General features: G+C 64.7%; 21 protein-coding genes and 3 pseudogenes. 16 read left to right on the top strand and 8 right to left on the bottom strand.

Going from position 1 to position 23,204, the window contains the following annotated elements:
* Positions 1-96 precede the first annotated feature (96 nt).
* Positions 97-279 (top strand): hypothetical protein, encoded by a 183-nt coding sequence (locus PQT43_RS09195; RefSeq protein ID WP_110652864.1) that lies wholly within the window; start codon positions 97-99, stop codon positions 277-279.
* On the opposite strand, the gene PQT43_RS09190 is transcribed toward PQT43_RS09195, so the two are convergent.
* A complete protein-coding gene (locus PQT43_RS09190; protein ID WP_102881844.1) occupies positions 276-1,337 on the bottom strand; it encodes an AI-2E family transporter in 1,062 nt (353 codons plus the stop codon). The genes PQT43_RS09195 and PQT43_RS09190 overlap by 4 nt on opposite strands.
* Before the next feature lie 158 nt (positions 1,338-1,495).
* Between PQT43_RS09190 and trhP the strand changes: the two genes are divergently transcribed.
* Positions 1,496-2,821, top strand: coding sequence for a prephenate-dependent tRNA uridine(34) hydroxylase TrhP (gene trhP, locus PQT43_RS09185; RefSeq protein ID WP_102881845.1), 1,326 nt, complete (start codon positions 1,496-1,498; stop codon positions 2,819-2,821).
* A 48-nt stretch (positions 2,822-2,869) separates the two neighbouring features.
* Here trhP and PQT43_RS31405 read toward each other — a convergent pair.
* The 3 genes and pseudogenes from PQT43_RS31405 to PQT43_RS09175 all read right to left on the bottom strand — a co-directional run.
* Positions 2,870-3,460, bottom strand: a pseudogene (locus tag PQT43_RS31405) (methyl-accepting chemotaxis protein); the annotation flags it as partial.
* 315 nt (positions 3,461-3,775) lie between these two features.
* A pseudogene (locus PQT43_RS31400) lies at positions 3,776-4,459 on the bottom strand (cache domain-containing protein); the annotation flags it as partial.
* 266 nt (positions 4,460-4,725) lie between these two features.
* On the bottom strand, positions 4,726-6,042 hold the full coding sequence (locus PQT43_RS09175; RefSeq protein ID WP_267270060.1) for a Na+/H+ antiporter family protein: 1,317 nt from the start codon (positions 6,040-6,042) through the stop codon (positions 4,726-4,728).
* A 347-nt stretch (positions 6,043-6,389) separates the two neighbouring features.
* On the opposite strand from PQT43_RS09175, the pseudogene PQT43_RS31395 reads away from it, so the two are divergent.
* Both PQT43_RS31395 and PQT43_RS31390 read left to right on the top strand, forming a co-directional pair.
* Positions 6,390-7,679 (top strand): annotated as a pseudogene (locus tag PQT43_RS31395) (HAMP domain-containing protein); the annotation flags it as partial.
* Between the two features lie 102 nt (positions 7,680-7,781).
* Positions 7,782-8,537 (top strand): methyl-accepting chemotaxis protein, encoded by a 756-nt coding sequence (locus tag PQT43_RS31390; RefSeq protein WP_372342512.1) that lies wholly within the window; start codon positions 7,782-7,784, stop codon positions 8,535-8,537.
* A 178-nt stretch (positions 8,538-8,715) separates the two neighbouring features.
* Here PQT43_RS31390 and PQT43_RS09165 read toward each other — a convergent pair whose 3' ends face one another.
* From PQT43_RS09165 to PQT43_RS09150, 4 genes are read right to left on the bottom strand one after another with little or no spacing between them, the layout of a single operon-like run.
* A complete protein-coding gene (locus tag PQT43_RS09165) occupies positions 8,716-10,029 on the bottom strand; it encodes a sensor histidine kinase (RefSeq protein WP_110596166.1) in 1,314 nt (437 codons plus the stop codon).
* A complete protein-coding gene (locus PQT43_RS09160; protein ID WP_102864630.1) occupies positions 10,026-10,694 on the bottom strand; it encodes a response regulator transcription factor in 669 nt (222 codons plus the stop codon). Before PQT43_RS09160 ends, PQT43_RS09165 begins: the two co-directional genes overlap by 4 nt.
* Positions 10,694-11,008: a PepSY domain-containing protein gene (locus PQT43_RS09155; RefSeq protein ID WP_253126923.1), complete on the bottom strand. Its 315-nt coding sequence runs from the start codon at positions 11,006-11,008 to the stop codon at positions 10,694-10,696. Before PQT43_RS09155 ends, PQT43_RS09160 begins: the two co-directional genes overlap by 1 nt.
* Positions 11,008-11,328, bottom strand: coding sequence for a PepSY domain-containing protein (locus PQT43_RS09150; protein WP_102864628.1), 321 nt, complete (start codon positions 11,326-11,328; stop codon positions 11,008-11,010). Before PQT43_RS09150 ends, PQT43_RS09155 begins: the two co-directional genes overlap by 1 nt.
* A 161-nt stretch (positions 11,329-11,489) precedes the next feature.
* Between PQT43_RS09150 and PQT43_RS09145 the strand changes: the two genes are divergently transcribed.
* The 12 genes from PQT43_RS09145 to codB all read left to right on the top strand — a co-directional run bounded on the left by PQT43_RS09145 (position 11,490) and on the right by codB (position 23,090).
* A complete protein-coding gene (locus tag PQT43_RS09145) occupies positions 11,490-12,569 on the top strand; it encodes a patatin-like phospholipase family protein (RefSeq protein ID WP_110596167.1) in 1,080 nt (359 codons plus the stop codon).
* A 129-nt stretch (positions 12,570-12,698) separates the two neighbouring features.
* Complete coding sequence (queD, locus tag PQT43_RS09140) at positions 12,699-13,055, top strand: 6-carboxytetrahydropterin synthase QueD (RefSeq protein ID WP_011062303.1); 357 nt, start codon at positions 12,699-12,701, stop codon at positions 13,053-13,055.
* 35 nt (positions 13,056-13,090) lie between these two features.
* Complete coding sequence (locus PQT43_RS09135; protein WP_123394637.1) at positions 13,091-13,597, top strand: nucleoside 2-deoxyribosyltransferase; 507 nt, start codon at positions 13,091-13,093, stop codon at positions 13,595-13,597.
* Positions 13,598-13,738: 141 nt separating this feature from the next.
* On the top strand, positions 13,739-14,599 hold the full coding sequence (locus PQT43_RS09130; protein WP_102864625.1) for a MurR/RpiR family transcriptional regulator: 861 nt from the start codon (positions 13,739-13,741) through the stop codon (positions 14,597-14,599).
* A 32-nt stretch (positions 14,600-14,631) separates the two neighbouring features.
* The gene (ddpX, locus tag PQT43_RS09125) at positions 14,632-15,189 is read left to right on the top strand and encodes a D-alanyl-D-alanine dipeptidase (protein WP_102881853.1); all 558 of its coding nucleotides are present in this window, start codon (positions 14,632-14,634) and stop codon (positions 15,187-15,189) included.
* A 149-nt stretch (positions 15,190-15,338) separates the two neighbouring features.
* Positions 15,339-16,916, top strand: a complete 1,578-nt coding sequence (locus tag PQT43_RS09120; protein ID WP_272753749.1) for an ABC transporter substrate-binding protein — start codon at positions 15,339-15,341, stop codon at positions 16,914-16,916.
* 118 nt (positions 16,917-17,034) lie between these two features.
* Complete coding sequence (locus PQT43_RS09115; RefSeq protein WP_267268623.1) at positions 17,035-18,051, top strand: ABC transporter permease; 1,017 nt, start codon at positions 17,035-17,037, stop codon at positions 18,049-18,051.
* 1 nt (position 18,052) lies between these two features.
* Positions 18,053-18,952, top strand: a complete 900-nt coding sequence (ddpC, locus tag PQT43_RS09110) for a D,D-dipeptide ABC transporter permease (RefSeq protein WP_102881856.1) — start codon at positions 18,053-18,055, stop codon at positions 18,950-18,952.
* Positions 18,949-19,944: an ABC transporter ATP-binding protein gene (locus PQT43_RS09105; protein WP_253126937.1), complete on the top strand. Its 996-nt coding sequence runs from the start codon at positions 18,949-18,951 to the stop codon at positions 19,942-19,944. Before ddpC ends, PQT43_RS09105 begins: the two co-directional genes overlap by 4 nt.
* Positions 19,941-20,912: an oligopeptide/dipeptide ABC transporter ATP-binding protein gene (locus PQT43_RS09100; protein ID WP_267268625.1), complete on the top strand. Its 972-nt coding sequence runs from the start codon at positions 19,941-19,943 to the stop codon at positions 20,910-20,912. The genes PQT43_RS09105 and PQT43_RS09100 overlap by 4 nt, the downstream gene beginning before the upstream one ends.
* A gap of 101 nt (positions 20,913-21,013) precedes the next feature.
* Positions 21,014-21,637: an NUDIX hydrolase gene (locus PQT43_RS09095; protein WP_102881859.1), complete on the top strand. Its 624-nt coding sequence runs from the start codon at positions 21,014-21,016 to the stop codon at positions 21,635-21,637.
* A 181-nt stretch (positions 21,638-21,818) separates the two neighbouring features.
* On the top strand, positions 21,819-23,090 hold the full coding sequence (gene codB, locus PQT43_RS09090) for a cytosine permease (RefSeq protein WP_267268626.1): 1,272 nt from the start codon (positions 21,819-21,821) through the stop codon (positions 23,088-23,090).
* Positions 23,091-23,204: the final 114 nt, after the last annotated feature.

The following is a 23,204-nucleotide window of genomic DNA, read 5'->3' as shown; positions in this document are numbered from 1 at the left end:
GCTAGCACCGGCATCAATGTCCACTATCAGACTGGGTGATTTTTCGTAGCACTTGAGGCTTTGTAAGGTAACTCCTCGCCCATCGAGGAGGTTGTCATGCCCAAGGTCCAGATCATGTCCGTTATCGGCAGTGCCGTCCCCGCGTCGCTCAGGGAACTGGGCTTGCTGGCCTGCTGGTACCTGGTACGCGACGGCGAAGCCGTCAGCGGCCCGCTGACCTCCCTGCCCGCCGCCCAGGCCCTGTCCAGGCAACTCGATCTGCACAGGGTCCACTGCTAAGGCAACTGCACCCGAGGCCGGGTTTCGACGAACAGCGCCCAACTGGACATGAACAGCGCGGCGATCAAGGGCCCGATGACAAAGCCGTTGAGGCCGAAGATCGCCAGCCCGCCCAGGGTCGAGATCAGGATCAGGTAGTCTGGCATCTTGGTGTCCTTGCCCACCAGGATGGGCCGCAGCAGGTTGTCCACCAGGCCGATCACGAACACCCCGAACACCCCCAGCACTACCCCTTGCCAGATCGCTCCGCTGATCAGGAAGTACGCCGCCACCGGCCCCCAGACAATCCCCGCCCCCACCGCCGGCAGCAACGACAGAAACGCCATCAGCACCGCCCACAACAGGGCACTGGGAATATCCAGGAACCAGAAGATCATTCCCCCCAAGGCGCCCTGGGTCACCGCCACCAGCACATTGCCCTTGACCGTAGCCCTTACCACCCGATTGAACTTCAGTTGCAGCCGGCGTTTCTGGTACTCGGCCAGGGGCACGGCGGTGCGGATCTTGCGCGCCAGTTCGGCGCCATCACGCAAAAAGAAGAACAGCAGGTAGAGCATGATGAAGAAGCTCACCACGAACTCGAAGGTGCCCTGACCGAAGCTGAACGCCTGGGTCGCCAGGTACTGACTGCCCTGCATCGCGCTCTTGACCGTCTTCTCCTGCAAGCCCTTGAGCTCGCCAAGGCCCAAGCGATCCAGCAGGTGCTGAAAGTAGGGTGGCAGGCTGTGCTTGAACTGGGCCAGGTAGCCGGCGATGTCCAACTGACCGCTTTCGATCTTCTTGTACAGCTCGGCCCCTTCCTGGACCAGCAACACACTGGTGATGATCACCGGCAAGATGGCGATCACCAAGCAGATCAGCAGGGTGCACAAGGCCGTGAGATTGCGCGGCCAGCCGAACTTCAATTGCAGGCGGCGCTGCAAGGGAGCAAAGACGATGCCCAGGATCACCGCCCAGAACAGTGCTCCGTAGAACGGCAGCAAAATCCAGATGAACGCCACCGTCACCAGGACCAGTAACAGCAGCAGGCTTTTGTTTTGCAGGTTGTTTTGATTCATGTCCGATCCAGATCAGTCAACGCCCCATCACGGCGTCCTGAGGTTAGTCCGCAGCCGTGATGCCGAGTGCGTTTTTTTCTGCATCAGACATAGATCCAGATCAATGAATGCCCGCCAGCACTGGCTTACCCTCGCGACCTTTTGCGACCGACAGCACCATGACGCTCCTTGCCAAGCCCGAACTCCTGGCCCCCGCCGGCACCCTGAAAAACATGCGCTACGCCTTCGCCTATGGCGCCGATGCGGTGTACGCCGGCCAACCGCGCTACAGCCTGCGGGTGCGCAACAACGAATTCGACCACGCCAACCTGGCCCTCGGTATCCGCGAGGCCCAGGCCCAGGGCAAGCGTTTCTACGTGGTGGTCAACATCGCCCCGCACAACGCCAAGCTCAAGACCTTTCTCAAGGACCTGGAGCCTGTCATCGAGATGGCCCCGGATGCGCTGATCATGTCCGACCCGGGGCTGATCATGCTGGTGCGCCGGCACTTCCCGGCCATGCCGATCCACCTCTCGGTGCAGGCCAACACGGTGAACTGGGCCAGCGTCGAATTCTGGCAACTGCAAGGGCTGACCCGGATCATCCTGTCCCGGGAACTGTCCCTGGAAGAAATCGAGGAAATCCGCCAGAAAGTGCCGGCCATGGAGCTGGAAGTCTTCGTCCACGGCGCCCTGTGCATGGCCTATTCCGGACGCTGCCTGCTCTCGGGCTACATGAACAAGCGCGACGCCAACCAGGGCACCTGCACCAACGCCTGCCGCTGGAAATACAAGGCCGAAGCAGCCACCGAGAACAACCTCGGGGACATCGTCCAGACCTTCCAGCCGGAGCCGACCCTGGGCCTGGGGGCACCCACCGACCAGGTGTTCCTGCTCCAGGAAGCCAATCGCCCGGACGAGCTGATGCCGGCCTTCGAGGACGAGCACGGCACCTACATCATGAATGCCAAGGACCTGCGGGCGGTGCAGCACGTGGAGCGCCTGACCCGCATGGGCGTGCACTCGCTGAAGATCGAGGGCCGGACCAAATCCCACTTCTACTGCGCGCGCACCACCCAGGTGTACCGCCGGGCCATCGACGACGCGGCGGCCGGGCGCGAGTTCGACCGCAGCCTGATGAACGACCTGGAGTCCCTGGCCCAGCGCGGCTACACCGAAGGCTTCCTGCGCCGCCATGTACATGACGAGTACCAGAACTACCAGAACGGCAGCTCGGTGTCGGAACGCCAGCAGTTCGTCGGCGAACTCACCGGCGAACGCCGTGACCGTCTGGCAGAAGTGAAGGTGAAGAACCGTTTCGCCCTGGGCGATCACATGGAACTGATGACCCCCAAGGGCAACTTCCATTTCGATCTGCACGAACTGCAGAACGCCAAGGGCGAAACCATCGAAGTCGCCCCGGGGGATGGCCACACCGTGTACCTGCCGATCCCCGATCAGGTGGACCTGCGCTTTGGCCTGTTGATGCGCGACATCAGCGCCTGAGGCGCAGCGCTCTTGCCAGCCGCTCCAGGCGGCTGGCTGAGCACAACATCAGATCCGGAACTGCCCCACCAACCGACCCAGGCGCTGCCCCAGGTCCGCCAGACTGCGTGACGTCTGGGCCCCGCGCTGGGTTTCATCGGCCACGCTGTCCACCGCCACGGCGATCTGGTGCACGCTGCGGTTGATCTCTTCAGCCACCGCGGTCTGCTCCTCTGCCGCACTGGCGATTTGTGCGTTCATCGAATTGATGGTGCCAATCAGCTGGGCCATGGTGTCCAGCGAAGCCCCGGCCTCGTTGGCTTTCACCGAGGTGCCATCGCCGGCGTCGCTGGAGCGGCGCATGGCGTCCACCGCCACCCGGGTGCCCTGCTGCAGGCGATCGATCATGCCCTGGATTTCCTGGGTGCTTTGCTGGGTACGGCTGGCCAGGGCCCGCACTTCATCGGCAACCACGGCAAAACCACGCCCGGCCTCCCCGGCCCGGGCCGCCTCAATGGCCGCGTTCAGTGCCAGCAGGTTGGTCTGCTCGGCGATGGAGCGGATCACATCCAACACGCTGACGATCGACGCCACGTCCTGCTGCAAGCTATCCAGGGAGGTGCCGCTGTTGCGAATATCGCTGACCAGGGCATGGATCTGCTGGATGCTGCCATCCACCACGCGCTTGGCCGCCTGGCCTTCCTCATCGGTCTGTTGCGCCGCCACCGCCGCCCCCTGGGCACTGCGCGCCACTTCCTGGGCAGCCGAAGACATTTCATTGATCGCCGTGGCCACCTGATCGGTCTCGTGACGCTGACGCTCCATGGCCTGTTCCGAACGCTGGGCCTGATCCGAAACCTGGGTCACCAGCTCGGTGAGCTGCCCGGTCATCTCGGTGATCTGGCGCACCAGACCGTGGATCTTGTCGACAAAACGGTTGAACGAACCGGCCAGTTCCCCCAGTTCGTCCTGGCTGGTGATCGCCAGACGCCGGGTCAGGTCGCCTTCGCCGGCGGCGATGTCATCCAGGTTGGCCTTCATCAGGTTCAGCGGCCGCAGCATGGTGTTGGCCACCAGCAGGCCCAGGGCCGCAATCACCAGCAGCACCACTGCGGCGATCCCGAGGATGCTCAGGACCATGCCTTCCATGCGTTGGTTGACGCTGTCCTGGACTGCCGCCACCTGGGCGTCGATGCCGTCGAGATTGACCGAGGTGCCCAGCACCATGTCCCACTTGGGCAAGTACTCGGTGTAACCCAGCTTGGGCACCAGCACGTCGCTGCCCGGCTGGGTCGAGCTGTATTGCACGTAATGGCTGCCGTCCTTGCCCACGCGCACCAGCTCGCGGTTGACGTAAACGCCGTTGGGGTCGCGATTGTCCTTGAAGCTCTTGCCCACGCCGTCCGGGCTGTTGCCCTTGAACAGACGCACGGTTTCGGAGTCGTAGCCGAAGAAGTAGCCGTCCTTGCCGTAAGTGATGTTGGACAGCAGCTTGACCACCTCGGCCCGGGCCGCCTGATCCCCGGGCGCCGCCGCGTCATACAGGGGCTTGATCGTGTTCAGGGCGACTTCGACATAGCTCTGCAGCGTGGTCTTGGCCTCGCCAAGCAGACGACTACGGGTTTCCTCAACCTCTTTCTGGGCCTGCTGGCGCAGCATGAACACCGTGCTCAGGCTGATCACCAGCGCGAACAGCAGTACCGGGAGTACCGCCAGGGACAGGACTTTGGCCTTCAGGCTCAAGCGCATAGTGGGCTCACTCTTGGTTTTTTATTGGCGTGATAACCGCGTTAACGGCACGCCAAAACAAAAGTTGAGCCCGACCTCGCAGGAACCGGCCTGCCGGCTAGAGGGCCGGCAGACCCTGCAGCGCCTTGAAGGACGCCTTCAACGGCAAGCCGGCTCCTGTACAGAGAGGGATGGAGTCAGAGAACCATGGCCGCGACCCAGCCAAAGGCCAGCAACGGCAGGTTGTAATGCAGGAAGGTCGGGACCACGGTGTCCCAGATGTGATGGTGCTGACCGTCGATGTTCAGCCCCGAGGTCGGGCCCAGGGTCGAATCCGAGGCCGGCGAGCCCGCGTCACCCAGCGCCCCGGCAGTGCCCACGATGCAGACGATCGCCAACGGGCTGAAACCCAACTGCACGCACAAGGGCACGAAGATCGCGGCCAGGATCGGCACCGTGGAAAACGACGAACCGATGCCCATGGTCACCAACAGCCCCACCAGCAACATCAGCAAGGCACCCACGCCTTTACTGTGGTCGATCCACGCAGCCGAGGCTTGGACCAGGCTCTGCACCTCGCCGGTGGCCTTCATCACCTCGGCAAACCCGGAGGCGGCGATCATGATGAAGCCGATCATGGCCATCATCTTCATGCCTTCGGTGAACAGGTCATCAGTCTCGCGCCAACGCACGATGCCCGACACCGAGAAAATCAGGAAGCCGCACAAGGCCCCGATAATCATCGAGTCCAGCAGCAACTGGATCACAAACGCAGCGACGATAGCCGCCCCCGCCACCAGCAGGGTACGCGGGTTGTACTGCACCGCCACCTGCTCGACTTTCTCGATCCGATCCAGGTTATACACGCGCTTCTTGCGGTAGCTGAAGAACGCAAGCAGCAAGCCGCAGAGCATGCCCAGGGCGGGAATCCCCATGGCGTGGGTAACGTTGATCTGGCTGATGTCCACCCCGCTGCGGGCCACGTTGGCCAGGAGGATCTCATTGAGGAAGATGTTGCCGAAACCCACTGGCAGGAACATGTAGGGGGTGATCAGGCCGAAGGTGAGGACGCAGGCGATCAGCCGCCGGTCCAGTTGCAGCTTGGTCAGTACATAGAGCAGCGGCGGCACCAGCAGTGGGATAAAGGCAATGTGGATCGGCAGAATGTTCTGCGAAGCAATCGCCACCACCCACAACAGGCCGATCAGCAGCCATTTGACCTGGCCGCCGCCGTGGGCGTCCTGGCGATCCACCAATATCAGGATCTTGTCCGCCAGGGCATGGGCCAGGCCGGACTTGGCGATGGCCACGGCGAAGGCGCCGAGCAAGGCGTAGGACAGGGCCACGGTGGCACCGCCACCCAGACCACTGTTGAACGCCTTGAGGGTAGCCTCGATCCCCAGGCCACCCGTCAAACCGCCCACCAGGGCACCAATGATCAGGGCGATCACTACATGCACGCGGGACAGGCTGAGCACCAGCATCACGCCAACCGCGGCAATTACTGCGTTAATCATCGTTACCTCATTACTGCGCCGCTAAAAAAGACGCAAAAGCCTGTGACCGACCGGAAGGCAGCGGGCTGCCGACATCGAGATGAAAGAGGTTCTTATTAGAGGGCGCGCACTTTGCAGCAGCGCAACCAGCTTGTCAAAACCCGCACCCCGCCGCCCGCAGGAGCAAGCTTGCTCGCGAAGCTCCCAAGACCCACCCCGTACCCGTGGCGAGGGCGCTCGTTCCCGTCGGGCTGCACAGCAGCCCCAGAGCCTCACGGCTTATTTCGAACAAGCGTTTAAAGAACGCCGTTCGTCGGCCGTTACAGTGCAAAGTCTCAGATATTTATCGAATAAAGGACGCCTCCATGTCGCTCAGACAACTTTCCATCCAATGGAAGATCACCCTGCTGGCCGGACTCTGCCTGTTGGGCATCGTGTCGCTGTTGGTGGGGCTTTCGCTGTATCGCATGGAGCACAGCTCCGAGCTGGTGAAAGCGTCGAGCATGGAGATGCTCAACGAAGCAGCCCAGGCGCGGATCGAAGCCCAGGGTGAAGTCCAGGCACTGGGCATTCGCCAACAGTTCATGGACGCCTATCAATACGGCCACGGCTTTTCCCGCCAGGTGCTGTTCCTGCGGGAGCAGGCCGAGAAACGTTTCCTCGACGCCTTCGACCTGCGTGAAGACCTGACCCGCCAGGTCAAGTCGGCGCTGCAGGCCAACCCCGACCTGCTGGGCCTGTCCCTGGTGTTCGAAGCCAACGCCCTGGATGGCAAGGACGAGTTGTTCAGCGGCCAGAGCGAATTGGGCAGCAACGAAAAAGGCCGCTTCGCCCTGTACTGGTCCCAGCCCACCCCGGGCCAGCTGACCTCCATGGCGTTGCCGGAAAGCGACATGAGCGACACCCGCAGCGGACCCAGCGGCCAACCGGCCAATGCCTGGTTCACCTGCCCGCGCAGCACCCTCAAGCCCTGCGTGATCGAGCCCTACTTCTATGACATCGACGGCCAGAAGGTGCTGATGACCAGCATCGTCTTCCCGCTGCTGGTCAACGGCAAAGTCATCGCCTCGCTGTCGGTGGACATCAACCTCAACAGCCTGCAGGCCATCAGCCGCGATGCCAGCCAGAAGCTCTACGCCGGCCAGACCAGCGTCAGTATCCTCAGCCCCGCAGGCCTGCTGGCCGGCTATAGCCCGGATGCCAGCAAGCTCAGCCAGCGCCTGGACAGTGTCGACAGCGTCAACGGCGCCGAACTGATCCGCCAACTGGCCGATAGCACCCAGACCCATAGCCTGCACAGCCAGCAGAAACTCAAGGTCCTCGCCCCCTTCACCCCGATCCCTGGCGGCAAGCCCTGGGGCGTGCTGCTGGATGTGCCGGAAAAGGTCCTGGTGGGTCCGGCCGAAGCCTTGAAAAGCGAACTGGACGCCAGCAACAACAGCGGCACCCTGATGGAGCTGGGCCTGGGCCTGCTGGCGGCTGTAGTGGGCCTGCTGCTGGTGTGGCTGATGGCGCGCAGCGTGACCCGGCCGATTCTCGGCGTGGCCCACATGCTCGAAGACATTGCCAGCGGTGAAGGCGACCTGACCCGGCGCCTGGCGTACAACAACAAGGACGAGCTGGGGCAACTGGCCGGCTGGTTCAACCGTTTCCTCGACAAGCTGCAGCCGATCATTGCCGAAGTGAAACGCTCGGTGCAGGACGCTCGCGGCACCGCCGACCAGTCATCGGCCATCGCCACCCAGACCAGCGCCGGCATGGAACAGCAGTATCGTCAGGTGGACCAAGTGGCCACTGCTTCCCACGAGATGAGCGCCACCGCCCAGGACGTGGCCCGCAGTGCGGCCCAGGCGGCCCAGGCGGCGCGGGATGCCGACCAGGCCACGCAACAGGGCCTGACCGTGATCGACCGCACCACCCGCAGCATCGACCAACTGGCCGCCGACATGAGCGCCGCCATGACCCAGGTCGAAGGTCTGGCCGCCAACAGCGAACAGATCGGCACGGTACTGGAAGTGATCCGCTCGATTGCCGAGCAGACCAACCTGCTGGCCCTCAACGCTGCCATCGAAGCGGCCCGCGCCGGGGAGGCCGGGCGCGGTTTTGCCGTGGTCGCCGACGAGGTGCGCAACCTGGCCCAACGCACCCAGGAATCGGTGGAGGAAACCCGCCAAGTGATCGAGCAACTGCAAACCGGCACCCGGGACGTGGTGGGGTCCATGAACAGCAGCCACCGCCAGGCCCAGGGCAGCGTTGAACAAGTGGGTCAAGCCGTGACCGCCCTGCGCCAGATCGGCGACGCGGTGACGGTGATCAGCGACATGAACCTGCAGATCGCCAGCGCCGCCGAGCAGCAGAGCGCAGTGGCCGAGGAGATCAACAGCAACGTGGCGACCATCCGAGACGTCACCGAATCGCTGTCGGAACAAGCCAATGAATCGGCGCGGGTCAGCCAGTCCCTCAACAGCCTGGCCAACCAGCAACAGAGCCTGATGGACCAGTTCCGCGTCTGACCTGTAGCCGCTGCCGCAGGCTGCGATAGCCCCCAAGAGGGCACCGCCCTTGAGGACGCCAAAGGCCCTTCGGGCCTTGTCGCAGCCTCGCTGTTGCTCGGCAGCGGCTACAGAGGGCGCCAAGGTTCGACGGTTGATCGACAGCCGTCACGGGCGCCGAACCTAGCGCCCGGCGCGTTCAGCGCTTGGGCAGCTCGACCTCCACCCGCAAGCCGCCCCACTCGCTGTCCCCCAGGCTCAGCGTGCCGCCGCAGGCGTCGACTATGTCGCGCACGATGCCCAAGCCCAGCCCGTGGCCATCGGTTTGTTCATCCAGCCGTGCGCCGCGACTGAACACCTCGTTACGCCGTGCTTCGGGAATGCCCGGGCCGTCGTCCTCCACCCGCAGGCAAAAGCCCTGCGGCCGCTCCTCGACGCTCAGGCGCACCTGGGCATCGGCCCATTTGCAGGCGTTGTCCAGCAGATTGCCCAGCAGCTCCAGCAGGTCTTCCCGGTCCCAGGGCAGGCGCAGCCCCGGGGGGGCCTGGTAACTCAAGTCCAGGTGCTCGCCATGGATCATGTTCAAGGTCGCCAGCAAACCCGGCAGTTCGGCATCGCATTCAAACAGCACCCCGGGCAGTGCATCCCCCGCCAGCCGCGCGCGGTTGAGTTCGCGATTGAGGCGTTGCTGCACTTGCTGCAATTGCTCCAGCAGCACCCTGCGTACCTCGGGGTGGCCCTCGAGCTTGGGCCCCGAAGCCAGACTCAGGAGTACCGCCAGAGGGGTTTTCAAGGCGTGGCCAAGGTTGCCCAGGGCATTGCGCGAGCGGTTCAGGCTGTCTTCGGTGTGGGCCAGCAAATGGTTGATCTGCGCCACCAGCGGCTCCAGTTCAACCGGCACCTGGGCGTCCAACTGCGAGCGCTGGCCCTGCTGCAACTGGGCGATCTGCTCCCGTGCGGTCTCCAGGGGACGCAAGGCCCGGCGCACGGTAATCCGCTGCAGCAGCAGAATCAGCAGCAACCCGGCCAGCCCCAGGCCAAGACCGACCTGACGCATGCGCTGGAAGCTCTCGCGCACCGGGGTGTAATCCTGGGCCACGCTGATGGAGATCGATTGCCCGAGGCGCTTGTAGTCGCTGCGCAGCACCAGCAGTTGCTGGCCTTCCGGCCCCAGTTGCAGGTCGCTTTGCAGGCCGGCGCGCTGCAGCTGCGGCAGCTCCTGATCCCACAGGGAACGGGAACGCCAATGCACATCAGCGAAATCGATACGGAAGTAATGCCCGGAAAAGGGCCGCTGATAGGCAGGCGACAGCCGACGCTCGTCCAGTTGCAAACCTTGCGGGCCCCGGACCAGCGCCAGCAGCAGGCTTTCGCTGTCTTCCTGAAGTCCCGCCTCCAGGTAACGCTGCAGGCCCACCTCAAACAGCCAGAGGCTGGTCTGCGCCAACACCAGGCCGACCACCAGCATCACCGTGATCAGGCCCAGACTCAGGCGCCGCTGGATCGACCTCACGAATCACTCCCGCCGAACAGGTAGCCCTGGCCGCGGCGGGTTTCGATCACGCTGCGCCCCAACTTGCGCCGCAGGTGATTGACGTGGACTTCAAGGACATTGGAGTCGCGTTCGGTTTCACCGTCGTACAGGTGCTCGGCCAGATGGCTTTTGGACAGGATCTGCTGCGGGTGCAGCATGAAATAGCGCAACAGGCGAAATTCCGCGGCGGTCAGCAACACGTCCTGGCCATCACGGACCACGCATTGGCGACCTTCATCCAGGTGCAGCCCGGCGGCCTGCAAGGTCTGCTGATTGGCCTGGCCGTGGGAGCGACGCAACAGCGCCTGCACCCGCAAGTGCAACTCCTCGGGGTGAAAAGGCTTGCTCAGGTAATCGTCGGCGCCGGCCTTCAGGCCCTCAATGCGCTCGGCCCAGGAGCCGCGGGCGGTGAGGATCAGCACCGGGGTCGCCAGGCCACCGGCGCGCCATTGACGCAGCACCTCAAGACCCGGGACCCCGGGCAGGCCAAGGTCGAGAATGATCAGGTCATAGGGTTCACTGGCGCCCTGATACAGGGCATCGCGGCCGTCGGCCAGCCAGTCCACCGCGTAGCCCTGGAGTTTCAGGCCCTCCAGCAGTTCATCGGCCAGGGATACGTGATCTTCCACCACAAGCAGGCGCATCAGTCGTCTTCCTCATCTTTCAACAGGCGCCCAGTGGCGGCATCCAGGTCCAGCTCGCGGACCACGCCGTCCACGGTCAACAGCTCAACCTCATAAATGTACACATCATGTTTTTCTTCCAGTTCGGCTTCCAGCAACTTGGCGCCGGGATAGCGGTCCATGGCTTGCTGCAGGAGTTGCTCCAGGGGCAGGATCACCCCCCGCTGGCGCAGGCGCAGGGCCTCGTCCTGGTCCAGGTCACGGGCCACGGCCAGGGAGCAGAATAGCAACAGCGCCAGGGCCACCCGGCTGCCGGCGCGCATCGTCGAGTTCATTAAGTGTCCTGATGATCCTTGAGTACCTGGCCGGTCACGGCGTCCAGCTCCAGGTCCCACTCCAGCCCTTGCGGGTCACGCAGTTCAACCTGGTAGATGTACTTGCCGTACTCCTCTTCCAGCTCGGTTTCACTGATGCTCGCCCCAGGATGCCGGGACAGGGCCGTGGCATTGAGTTTTTCAAAGGACACAATGGTACCAGCGTCGCGCAGCCGCAGGGCTTCGTCGGGGCCCAGGTCGCGGGCATGGGCCAGGCTGGCGGCCAAGCTGGTGGTCAGAGCGATGAGGCTGGCGCTGAACAGCGCGGTCAGGGTTTTCATGACAGGTCTCCAAGGTCAGTGGCCAAAGGCCGATGGCGCCGACGATACCCAAGGCAACTTAATTGAAACTGAATCGCCATCATGGCCCTGACACAAGTTTCACTCGGCCCGAAGCGCCCGGGTTCTCTATACTCGGCGGCTGATTCAAGAGTGAGCCCGGTATGACCGCCATCCATATCAAGTTTCCCGCCCTGACCCTCAAGGCCGGCCCCCGCGCCCTGGCCCGCATCCGCCGCCAAGGCCTGCACGCCGGCGAAGTCGGCACCTTGCCGGGCGCTGCCGGCGGCCCCAAGGCCCTGGGCATTCAGGGCCTGGACCTGGCGCTGTTCGGTGAATGGCTGCCGGCGGTGCCCCGTGAGCGTTCGCTGATTGGCGCCTCGGTGGGTTCCTGGCGCTTTGCCAGTGCCTGCCTGCCGGACGCCGCCGAAGGCATCCGCCGCCTCGGTCAGCTGTACAACGCCCAGAGTTTCGCCAAGGGCGTGACCATGGCGCAGATCAGCCAAAGCTCCCAGCGCATGCTCGATGAGCTGCTCGATGGCCGCGACGCGTCGATCCTCGACAACCCTCACTACCGACTGAACATCATGGTGGTCAAAAGCCACGGCCTGCTGGCAGACGATCACCGCGGGCGCCTCGGCCTGGGCCTGTCTTCGGTGATCGCCGACAACCTGCGCGGCCGTGCGCGCCTGTCGCGGCACTTCGAACGCCTGGTGCTGCATGACCCGCGCCTGGCTCCGCCGCTGCACGCCCTGGAAGACTTCCCTTCGCGCTTCGTGCCCCTGGATCGCAGCAACCTGCGCCAGGCGCTGCTGGCCTCGGGCTCGATCCCCATGGTCATGCAGGGCGTGCGCGAACTGCCCGGCGCCGGTGCCGGCACCTTCCGCGACGGCGGCCTGCTGGACTACCACCTGGACCTGCCCTACAGCGGCAGCGACATCGTGCTCTACCCGCACTTCACCGACCGGGTGATCCCCGGCTGGTTCGACAAGACCCTGCCCTGGCGCCGGGCCAGCCCGGAGCGCCTGCGCGACGTCCTGCTGCTGGCGCCGTCGAAGGAATACCTGGCGCGCCTGCCCTACGGCAAGCTGCCGGACCGCAACGACTTCAAGCGCTTCATGGGCGATGACGCCGGCCGGCAGAAATACTGGCGCAGCGCCATGGACGAAAGCCGGCGCCTGGGCGATGAATTCCTCGAACTGGCAGCGCAGAACCGCCTGGGCGAACGCCTGCAAAGCCTGTGAGGCTGCCCCAGGCCGCGCACTGACCCTTTAGTCAGGGTTTTTCCGCAGCCCGGGAGCCAAGCTGATAAACTCGCCGCCTGCCTCAACTCGCCCCCCGGGCGACGCCACCTGACAGAGCTGACCGACACTGTGGAAATCTTCAAAGAATTTACCTTCGAATCCGCCCATCGCCTGCCTTTCGTGCCCGAGGGCCACAAGTGCGGCCGCCTGCATGGCCACTCGTTCAAGGTGGCGATCCACCTCAGCGGCGAGGTCGACGCGCACACCGGCTGGATTCGCGACTTCTCGGAAATCAAGGCCATCTTCAAGCCGCTCTACGAGCGCCTGGACCACAACTACCTGAACGACATCCCCGGCCTGGAAAACCCCACCAGCGAAGTCCTGGCCAAGTGGATCTGGAACGAACTCAAGCCGCTGCTGCCGGAGCTTTCGGCGATTCGCATCCACGAAACCTGCACCAGCGGCTGCATCTATCGCGGCGAATAAGCCGAGCCATCTACAGGTCGCAAGGAAGCTGCCCCATGAGCCCACGTATCTACCTCGCCGGTTTCGATGTGTTTCGCGCCGACGCCCAGGCCCATGGCCAATACCTCAAGCAACTGTGCAGCGCCCAGGGCCTGCACGGTCTGTTCCCCCTGGATAACCAGGCCCCGCAGAAGCTCTCGCCAGAAGCCACCGCGCAGTGGATCTGCCAGCAGAACCTGGCCATGATCCGCGACTGCGACGCCCTGCTGGCCAACCTCAACGACTTTCGCGGCCTGGAGCCGGATTCCGGCACCGCCTTCGAAGTGGGCGCGGCCATCGCCCTGGGCAAGCCGGTGTGGGCCTACTTCAGCGGCCCCGCGACCCTGCGCCAGCAAGTACCCCACGACGCCCAGGGCCGCGATGCCCAGGGCTTTGCGGTGGAAGATTTCAACCTGCCGCGCAACCTGATGCTGGCCTGCACCTGGAGCGGCCGTAGCACCTGTGTGGAAACAGCCATCCGTGACCTCGGGCACTGGTTGAACGCAGCCCCTGCGGCCCACTGAAGATAACCAGCAGCGTCACTTTCTGCCGAAAACGACCCCGTCGGACAAAAGCCTTGTTTTGTCGCGAAAGCCGATGTTATGTTTCTAACACGAATTACAAAAATGAAACCTCAATAACATTTTCCGCGAACGCCTGGCGAGATGGTCATGGACAAGAACAGTTTCCAAATCACCCTGGAACAGCAGTTTGCAAGCCTGACGCCCACCGGCAAGCGCATCGCCACCTACCTGCTGGCCAACCTCCAGCAGTTGCCTTTCGAAACCGCCGACAGCATCGCCCAGCAAGCCGGCACCACGGGCATTTCCGTGGGGCGCTTCCTGCGCTCCCTGGGCTACCGCAACCTGGATGACGTCAAGCAAGGCCTGCGCGGCGATGCCCCGGCCTCCTGGCTGATCACCGACCGGCTCGGCGCGTTTCGCAGCGAAGCCCATCAGGACGACGCCCTGGAGCGCTCGATGCACCGCGAGATCGAGGCCATCCAGCACGTCTACGGCCTGGCCCGCAGCCAGGTGTTCGCCGACATCGTGCGGCAGATCGTCGAGGCCGACGCGGTGTTCATCATCGGCATCCAGTCGACCCGGGGCATCCTCAACGCCTTCCACAGCCACCTGGAATACATCCGGCCCAAGGTCTACTACGTCGATGGCCTCTCGGGCATCTATGCGGAAACCCTGAACTCGGGCTTCGCCAAGCCCTACGCGATCATTTCCGATTTTCGCGCCTACTCCGCCGTCACCCAGACCTTCTGTGAAGTAGCCAACGCCAACGCCCTGCCCCTGGCCCTGGTCACCGACCTGCAATGCCCCTGGGCCCGGGACTACCCGCTGGACCTGCTGCAACTGAAAACCGATGTCGGCCAGTTCTGGGATTCCCTGGCCCCGCTGACCTGCCTGTTCAACCTGATGGTGTCCGCGGTGGCCGAGGGCTATGGCGAGCGCCTGGATGAGCGCCTGGCGAAGAACCGAGCGTTGCAGGAAGCCTTCGGCCAGTTCGAATCCTGACCTTCAAGCGTGCCCCAAGATGGAGTGAGTGAGTGAACAACAGCCCCCTTGTCGAAATCGACGCCCAGCGCCACCAACTGGAAATCGACCTGGTCTACGCCAGCGCCGACAACCTGGCCGGCCAGGTGATCTACCGCAACGCCCGCTGCCTGCTGCACAAGGACGCCGCGGCCTGCCTGTACAAGGCCAGCCAGCTGGCGCGCATGGCCGGCCTGGGCCTGCGCATCTACGACGCCTATCGCCCGGCCTACGCCCAGCAGCTGCTGTGGCAGGCCCTGCCCAACCCGGACTACGTGCGCGATCCGCGCCTGGGCTCGCACCACACCCGGGGCGTGGCCGTGGACCTGACCCTGGTGGATGAAAGCGGCCAACCGCTGGACATGGGCACCGCCTTCGATGCCATGGAGCCCAAGTCGCACCAGTTCTACAGCGACCTGCCGCCCCAGGTGCAGCGCAATCGCCTGATGCTGCTGGGGATCATGCTCAGCGCCGGCTTCGAGGCGATCCCCACCGAGTGGTGGCACTACGAGTTGCCCAACGCCGAAGACTTCCCCCTGATCCAGGAGCACGACCAGCCCTTCGAACACTGATCTCCCGTTCCCCAGCCGGCCACAACAACAGGCAGCTCACTGCCCCAAGCCGGTCGTACTGCAACACCGCTTCAGTTCCAACTGCCCGGTTATAGCTTTTATAAAAAACCTGACGAACTTCCCAACATCGAATGATCAAGGAAACCGGCATGCCCCCCAATCTGCGCAATAACCCTGATGTGCGTCTGTCCACCCGTGTCGCCCTGTCGCTGCTGTGCGCCGCCCTGAGCCTGGGCACGTGGCAGGCGGCCAGCGCCGCCGCGCCCAAGGACACCCTGATGATCGGCAAGGCCGCCGACCCGCAGACCCTCGACCCGGCCGTGACCATCGACAACAACGACTGGGCCGTGACCTACCCGGCCTACCAGAAGCTGGTGACCTACAAGGTCGAGAACGGCAAGGGCAGCACCGAAGTCCAGGGCGACCTGGCCGAGAGCTGGAGCACTTCGGCCGACAACCTGACCTGGGACTTCAAACTCAAGCCCGGCAACAAGTTCGACGACGGCAAGCCGGTGGACGCCGCCGCAGTGAAGTTCTCCTTTGACCGGCTGATGCAGCTCAAGCAAGGCCCATCCGGGGCCTTCCCGGATGACATGAGCGTGGCCGTGGTCGACCCGCTGACCGTGCGCTTCACCCTGAAGAAACCCTACGCGCCCTTCCTCTACACCCTGGCCCACAACGGTGGCGGCATCATCAACCCGGACGTGGCCAACAAGGGCGAGGACGTCAACGCCTACCTCTCGACCCACACCGCCGGCTCCGGGGCCTTCCGCCTGAGCAACTGGCAGAAGGGCCAGTCGCTGACGCTGGAGCCCAACAGCTATTACGCCGGGCCCAAGCCGAGCCTGAACAAGGTGGTGATCAAGATCATCAGCGAGGCCTCGGTGCGCCGCCTGCAACTGGAACGCGGCGACCTGGACATCATCGAGGACATGCCCGAAGACCAGCTCGGCACCCTGGCCGGCAAGTCCGGGGTGGTGATCCAGACCTTCCCCTCGCTGCGGGTCAACTACCTCTACCTGAACAACCAGCGCGCGCCCCTGAACAACGTCGAAGCGCGCCAGGCACTGGTCCAGGCCATCGACTACAAAGGCATCGTCGACGGCATCCTCAAGGGCCAGGCCAAGCTGATGAACGGGCCGATCCCCGACGGCATGTGGGCCCACGACCCGAGCCTGCCGCTGATGCAGCAGAACCTCGACGGCGCCAAGGCCAGCCTGGCCAAGGTGCCGCAGAAGATCAGCAACCTGACCTACCTGTACTCGGACAAGGACGCCAACTGGGAGTCCATCGGCCTGACCCTGCAAGCGGGCCTGGCGCCGCTGGGCATCAACCTGAAGATGGAAAAACTGGCCAACGCCACCATGCGTGAACGGGTCGGCAAGGGTGACTACGACGTGGCCATCGGCTCCTGGAGCCCGGACTTCGCCGATCCCTACATGTTCATGAACTTCTGGTTCGACTCCAGCCTGCAGGGCTTGCCGGGCAACCGCTCGTTCTACAGCAACCCCGAAGTCGACAGCCTGATCCGTGAAGCGGCGGCCACCAACGACACCGCACAGCGCATCGAGCTGTACCAGAAGGCGCAGAAGATCGTCCTCAAGGACAACGTCTACGCCTACCTGTACCAGAAGAACTACAGCCTGCCGATGCGCGATTCGGTGAAGGGCTACGTGTTCCATCCGATGCTGGAACAGGTGTTCAACATCGCCGAAATCAGCAAGTAGGACCGGCCCTGCGATCCCCGTCGCCGGCCCCTGAACCGGGCCGGCGCCGGGTTGCCGTGTCCCCGCTGCGGGGCCGTTATTGCCCCTGCCGTTCGTCAAGCGTTAACGAGGTTGCCTCATGGCCTTCCTGAATATGTTGCGCAAACGCCTGCTCGGCCTGTTGCTGGTCGTGATCGGGGTTTCGCTGATTACCTTCACCATCTCGCACCTGATTCCCGGTGACCCGGCGCGGCTGATCGCCGGCGACCGGGCCAGCGATGCCATCGTGCAGAACATCCGCCACCAGCTGGGCCTGGACCTGCCGCTGTACCAGCAATATGGGCGCTACATGCTCGACCTGCTGCACGGCGACCTGGGCACCTCGATCCGCACCAGCCGCCCGGTGCTGGAGGACCTGCAGACCTTCTTCCCGGCCACCCTGGAGCTGGCTCTGGCAGCGCTGCTGCTGTCGGTGCTGGTGGGCGTGCCGCTGGGGGTGTTGTCGGCGGTCTATCACAACCGCTTTATCGACCAGATCGCTCGCACCCTGGCGGTCACCGGGATTTCCACCCCGGCGTTCTGGCTGGGCTTGGGGCTGATCCTGCTGTTCTACGGCAACCTGGGCTGGCTGCCCGGCAGCGGCCGCCTGGACGAAGGCCTGGAGCCGCCGCCAACCATCAGCGGCTTCTACCTGATCGACTCGCTGCTGGCCGGGGATATTCCGCTGTTCCTCAATGCCCTGCAGCACCTGATCCTGCCGGCGGTGACCCTGGGCTTCGTCAACCTCGGGGTGGTGGCGCGGCAGATCCGCTCGGCGATGCTCGACCAACTCGGCGAGGACTACATCCGCACCACCCGGGCCTACGGCCTGTCGCGCTGGGCGGTGATCCTGCGCCACGCCCTGCCCAACGCGCTGATCCCCTCGGTGACGGTGCTCGGCCTGACCCTGGGCGATCTGCTGTACGGCGCGGTGCTGACCGAGACGGTGTTCGCCTGGCCGGGCATGGGCGCCTATGTGGTGAAGTCGATCCAGGCCCTGGATTTCCCGGCGGTGATGGGCTTCGCCATCCTGGTGTCGTTCATTTATGTGCTGCTGAACATGGCGATCGACCTGTTGTACCGGGTGATCGACCCGCGCATTGGCGAGGTAAATTGAGATGTCCGCTCCCTTGATCGTTCCCCTGCCAGTCCCTGCGGCCCAAGCCAGCGGCTGGCGTGCGCGCCTGGCCTACCTGGGCTACCGCGTGCGGCAAAGCCCGCTGACCATCGCCGGGCTGTGCATGACCCTGCTGGTGCTGTTGTGCATGGCCTTCGCCCCCTGGCTGTCGAGCCATGACCCCAATGCCCTGAACCTGGCCCAACGCCTGGCCGCACCCAGCGCCGCCCATTGGTTCGGCACCGACGAAGTCGGCCGCGACCTGTTCAGCCGGGTGCTCCACGGCAGCCGCCAGTCGGTGGGCGTGGGCCTGTTTGTGGCCTTCGCTTCGTGCCTGGCCGGGGGCCTGCTGGGCTGCCTGTCGGGAATCATCGGCGGGCGCTTCGACAGCCTGATCATGCGCCTGATGGACATCATGCTCTCGGTGCCATCGCTGGTGCTGATCATGGCCCTGGCCGCCGCCCTGGGCCCGAGCCTGTTCAACGCCATGCTGGCGATCACCCTGGTGCGCATTCCGTTCTACGTGCGCCTGGCCCGGGGCCAGGCCCTGAGCATCCGCCAGATGGGCTACGTCAAGGCGGCCCAGACCTACGGCGCCGGGCGCTGGCATATCGTCAGCTGGCACGTGGGGCGCAACGCCATGCCGCCATTGCTGGTGCAACTGAGCCTGGACATCGGCAGCGCCATCCTCATGGCCTCGGCCCTGGGCTTCATCGGCCTGGGGGCGCAACAGCCCACCGCCGAATGGGGGGCGATGGTGGCCACCGGGCGCAACTTCATCCTCGACAACTGGTGGTACTCGACCTTTCCCGGGCTGGCGATCCTGTTCACCGCCACCGGCTTCAACCTGCTGGGTGACGGCATCCGTGACCTGCTCGACCCACGGCAACAGGGGAAATGACCATGAGCTCATCCGCCGTTCTCAACATCGACAACCTGAGCCTGGAATTCCCCGCCTACCGCAGCAACGTACAGGCCCTCAACGGCGTGTCGCTGCACGTCAACCCGGGGGAAATCGTCGGCGTGGTCGGCGAGTCCGGCTCGGGCAAGTCGGTGACCGCCATGCTCAGCCTGCGCCTGCTGCCCGAACGCAGCTACCGCATCACCTCCGGCAGCCTGTCGCTGCTGGGCCGCGACATGCTCACCACCCCGGAAAAACAGCTGCTGCAGATCCGTGGCCGCGACGCGGCGATGATCTTCCAGGAGCCGATGACCGCCCTCAACCCGACCCGGCGCATCGGCCGGCAGATGCTCGACGTGATCATCCATCACCAGCGCCTGAGCCAGGACGAGGCCCGGGCCAAGGCCATCGCCCTGCTGCGGGACATGCACATCGCCGACCCCGAGCAGGTGCTACAGGCCTACCCCTTCGAGCTGTCCGGCGGCATGCGCCAGCGGGTGATGATCGCCCTGGCATTTTCCTGCGATCCGCAACTGCTGATTGCCGACGAGCCGACCACCGCCCTGGACGTCACGGTGCAGCGCCAGGTGCTGCTGTTGCTGCGCGAGAAGGCCCGGCAACGGGGCACCGCGATCCTGTTGATCACCCACGACATGGCGGTGGTCTCGCAGTTCTGCGACCGGGTCTATGTGATGTACACCGGCGCCGTGGTGGAGCAAGGCAGCACCGCCCAGGTCATGCTCGATCCGCAGCATCCCTACACCCGCGGCCTGCTCAGCGGCCTGCCGGAACAGGTGGCCCCCGGCGCGCCACTGCTGACCATTCCCGGGCAGGTGCCGAACCTCGCCCACCTGCCCGCTGGCTGCACCTTTCGCGAGCGCTGCCCGCAGGCCATGGCGGTGTGTGCCCAACGGCCACCGCTGCATTCGATCAACGCCTGCGAGCAGCGCAAGAGCGCCTGCTGGCTGGCCGCCCCGGAGTCCGCCCAATGACTACCACCGCCTCGCAAACCGGTAACGCGCCGCTGCTGCGGCTCAACGACGTGCAAGTGCGTTTCCCCCTGAGCAATGACTGGCTGGGCCGGCCCCGGGCCTTCGCCCACGCGCTGAACGGCATCGACCTGGAACTGCGCCCCGGGGAAACCCTGGGCATCGTCGGCGAGTCCGGCTGCGGCAAAAGCACCCTGGCGCAGCTGCTTATGGGCCTGGTCCAGCCCAGCAGCGGCGATCTGCGCTGGGCCTACGCCAGCGACCGCGAGCGCCACAGCCACGTGCAGATCGTGTTCCAGGACCCGCAATCGTCCCTCGACCCGCGCCTGCCGATCTGGAAGATCATCACCGAGCCGCTGTTCGCCCTGGGCACCACCCCGGCCGCACAGATGCGCGAGATCGCCGCCAAGGTGGCGCAACAGGTGGGCATTCGCGGCGAATACCTGGAGCGCTACCCGCACCAGTTTTCCGGCGGCCAGCGCCAGCGCATCGCCATTGCCCGGGCCCTGGCGTCGAACCCGGCCATCATCGTCCTCGACGAACCGACCTCGGCCCTGGACATCTCGGTGCAGGCGCAGATCCTCAACCTGCTGGCAGACCTGCAACGCAGCCGCGGCCTGACCTTTGTGCTGATATCCCACAACGTTTCGGTGGTGCGGCACATGGCCGACCGGGTGGCGGTGATGTACCTGGGACAGATCGTCGAACTGGGCAGCGCCGAGCAAGTGCTGGAGCGACCGCGCCATCCCTACACCCAACTGCTGCTGGATGCGGTGCCACGCCTGGGCGCGCCCCTGGCGGACAGCCAGGTCTCGGCCCCCACCGAACTGCCGGGCAACCGCAAGCTGCCCGCCGGCTGCTTCTTCTTCGACCGCTGCAGTCGGCGCGGCCCGGGCTGCGAACAGCCGCAACAGTTGCTGGGCGATGCGACGCAGCAAGTGCGTTGCCATCTGCAACACCTCACCGGGTGATCCAAGCGCACCACGCCGCCGGCCGCGGCGTGGTGCTTGCTCCCTGCTCGCCAAGGGCTTAAAACAAGCGCCTTCTCTCTGACGTTGCAGGAACCCCACCCATGGAAAGCCATTGGCTGACCCACGCCAAACGCTTGCAAGCCATCGCCTCCACCGGCCTGCACTTCTGTAAGGACGTGCACGACCGCGAGCGCTACCAGGAAATCGCCGACATCGCCCACGGCATGCTGGCGCAGCTGGGCAACGTGCCCCTGGAGCGCATCACCGATCTGGTCTCGGACTTTGCCCAGCGCTATTCGACGCCGATGGTGGAAGTGCGCGGCGCGCTGATCGAGGACGGCAAGATTCTGCTAGTGCGCGAACAGCACGACGGCCTCTGGGCCCTGCCCGGTGGCTATGCCGATGTCGGCCTGTCGGCCAGCGAAAACGTGATCAAGGAAATCCACGAAGAAGCCGGGCTCGAGGTGTCGGTACGCGCCTTGTACGGCGTCCGGCACAAGGCCAAGGGCCCCTACAAGGCTGATCACCGCGACTTCTACAAGCTGTACTTTCTCTGTGAACGCCAGGGAACCCAGCCCCCTTTGGCCGGCAGTGAAGCCACCGAGGCCGGCTTCTTCGCCCCCGACCAGTTACCGCCCCTGTCCCAGGGCCGCACCGTGGAACGGGATATCCGCGAAGCCTTCGATTTTCATCAGGGCCGGACCACCCAGGTCATGTTCGACTGATCCGCACCCCGCGTGGCGTGACTCAAGATGACGCCGCTTGCACCGCTTTCGTGCCGGTGCCGGCGCTTACCTGTGGCTGAATACCTGTCATCGTCTATACCTGCCGGGCAGCTCCCGGTTGTCAGGCCGCTTGGCACGCTGGCTGCAACAACCGGCTATCACTCCGACCAGGGACAGGCCCATGACCCAGCACGAACCCGGCAACGACTACCCCTTGAGCGAAGTTCCAGCGCACGCCCGCAAGGGCCTGGCCTCCATGGCCATGGTGCTGCTGGGCTTCACCTTCTTCACCGCCACTATGTTCGCCGGCGGCAAGCTGGGGGTGGCGTTCGACTTCCCGACCCTGCTGGCGGTCATCGTCCTGGGTAATCTGTTGCTCGGGGTCTATGCCGCGAGCCTGGGCTACATCGCCTTCAAGAGCGGGTTGAATACGGTGCTGATGGGGCGCTTCTGCTTTGGTGAACGGGGCAGCAAGCTCAGCGACCTGATCCTCGGCCTGACCCAGGTGGGCTGGTACGCCTGGGGCACTGCCACCGCGGCGGTGGTGCTGGGCAAGTATTTCCAGCTGGATCAAGGCGCGGTACTGGGGCTGATGCTGCTGTTCGGCATGGCCTTTTGCGCCACGGCCTACATCGGTTATCGCGGCCTGGAGATCCTGTCGTGGATCGCGGTGCCGGCCATGGGCCTGCTGCTGGTGCTGTCGATGGGGGTGGCAAGCATTCAGGTCGGCGGTCTCGACGGCCTGCTGGCCCTCAGCCCCAGCGCCACCATGGACCTGTCCACCGCCCTGACCCTGGTGTTCGGCACCTTTGTCAGCGGTGCGACCCAGGCCACCAACTGGACCCGTTTCTCCCGCTCGGCGCGGGTGGCGGTGAGCGCCAGCCTGATCGGTTTCTTCATCGGCAACGGCCTGATGGTGCTGATCGGTGCCTACGGCGCCATCGTCTACCAGCAGCCGGACGTGGTGGAAGTCTTGCTGCTGCAAGGCTTCGCCATGGCGGCCATGGCCATGCTGCTGTTGAACATCTGGAGCACCCAGGACAACACCATCTACAACTTCGCCGTGGCCGGCTGCAACCTGCTGCGCACCCAGCGGCGCAAGACCGTGACCCTGGTGGGCGCGCTGATCGGCACCCTACTGGCGATGCTCGGCATGTACGACTTGCTGGTGCCCTACCTGGTGCTGCTGGGCACGGTGATTCCGCCGATTGGCGGGGTGATCATGGCCGACTTTTTCTATCGCTGGCGCGGCCGCTACCCGCGCTTGGCCGACAGCCAGTTGCCGGCCTGGAACTGGCCAGGGCTGTGCGCCTATGGCCTGGGCACCCTGGCGGCTTTCTGCTCGCCCTGGGTCGCGCCCCTGGTGGGCATCGCGGCTGCCGGCCTGAGCTACATCCTGTTGAGCGCGATGCTGGGCGCGCGCGTTCCCCAGGCCGTCGACATCCAGGCCTGATTTGCTCACCCGACACCTTCCGGGTCTATCATGGCCCGGTCACGCAACACCCTGCCCCCTGCCCCACGGCGCGTTAACGCCTGGCCGGGGGCCGTCCAACGACCGTGGGACAAG

Origin of the sequence: Pseudomonas sp. BLCC-B112 (assembly GCF_028550695.1) — a bacterium.
Classification (GTDB): Bacteria; Pseudomonadota; Gammaproteobacteria; order Pseudomonadales; family Pseudomonadaceae; genus Aquipseudomonas; species Aquipseudomonas danubii.
The sequence above is the reverse complement of the archived record's forward strand: the minus strand, read 5'-3'. Positions and strand labels throughout refer to the sequence as shown.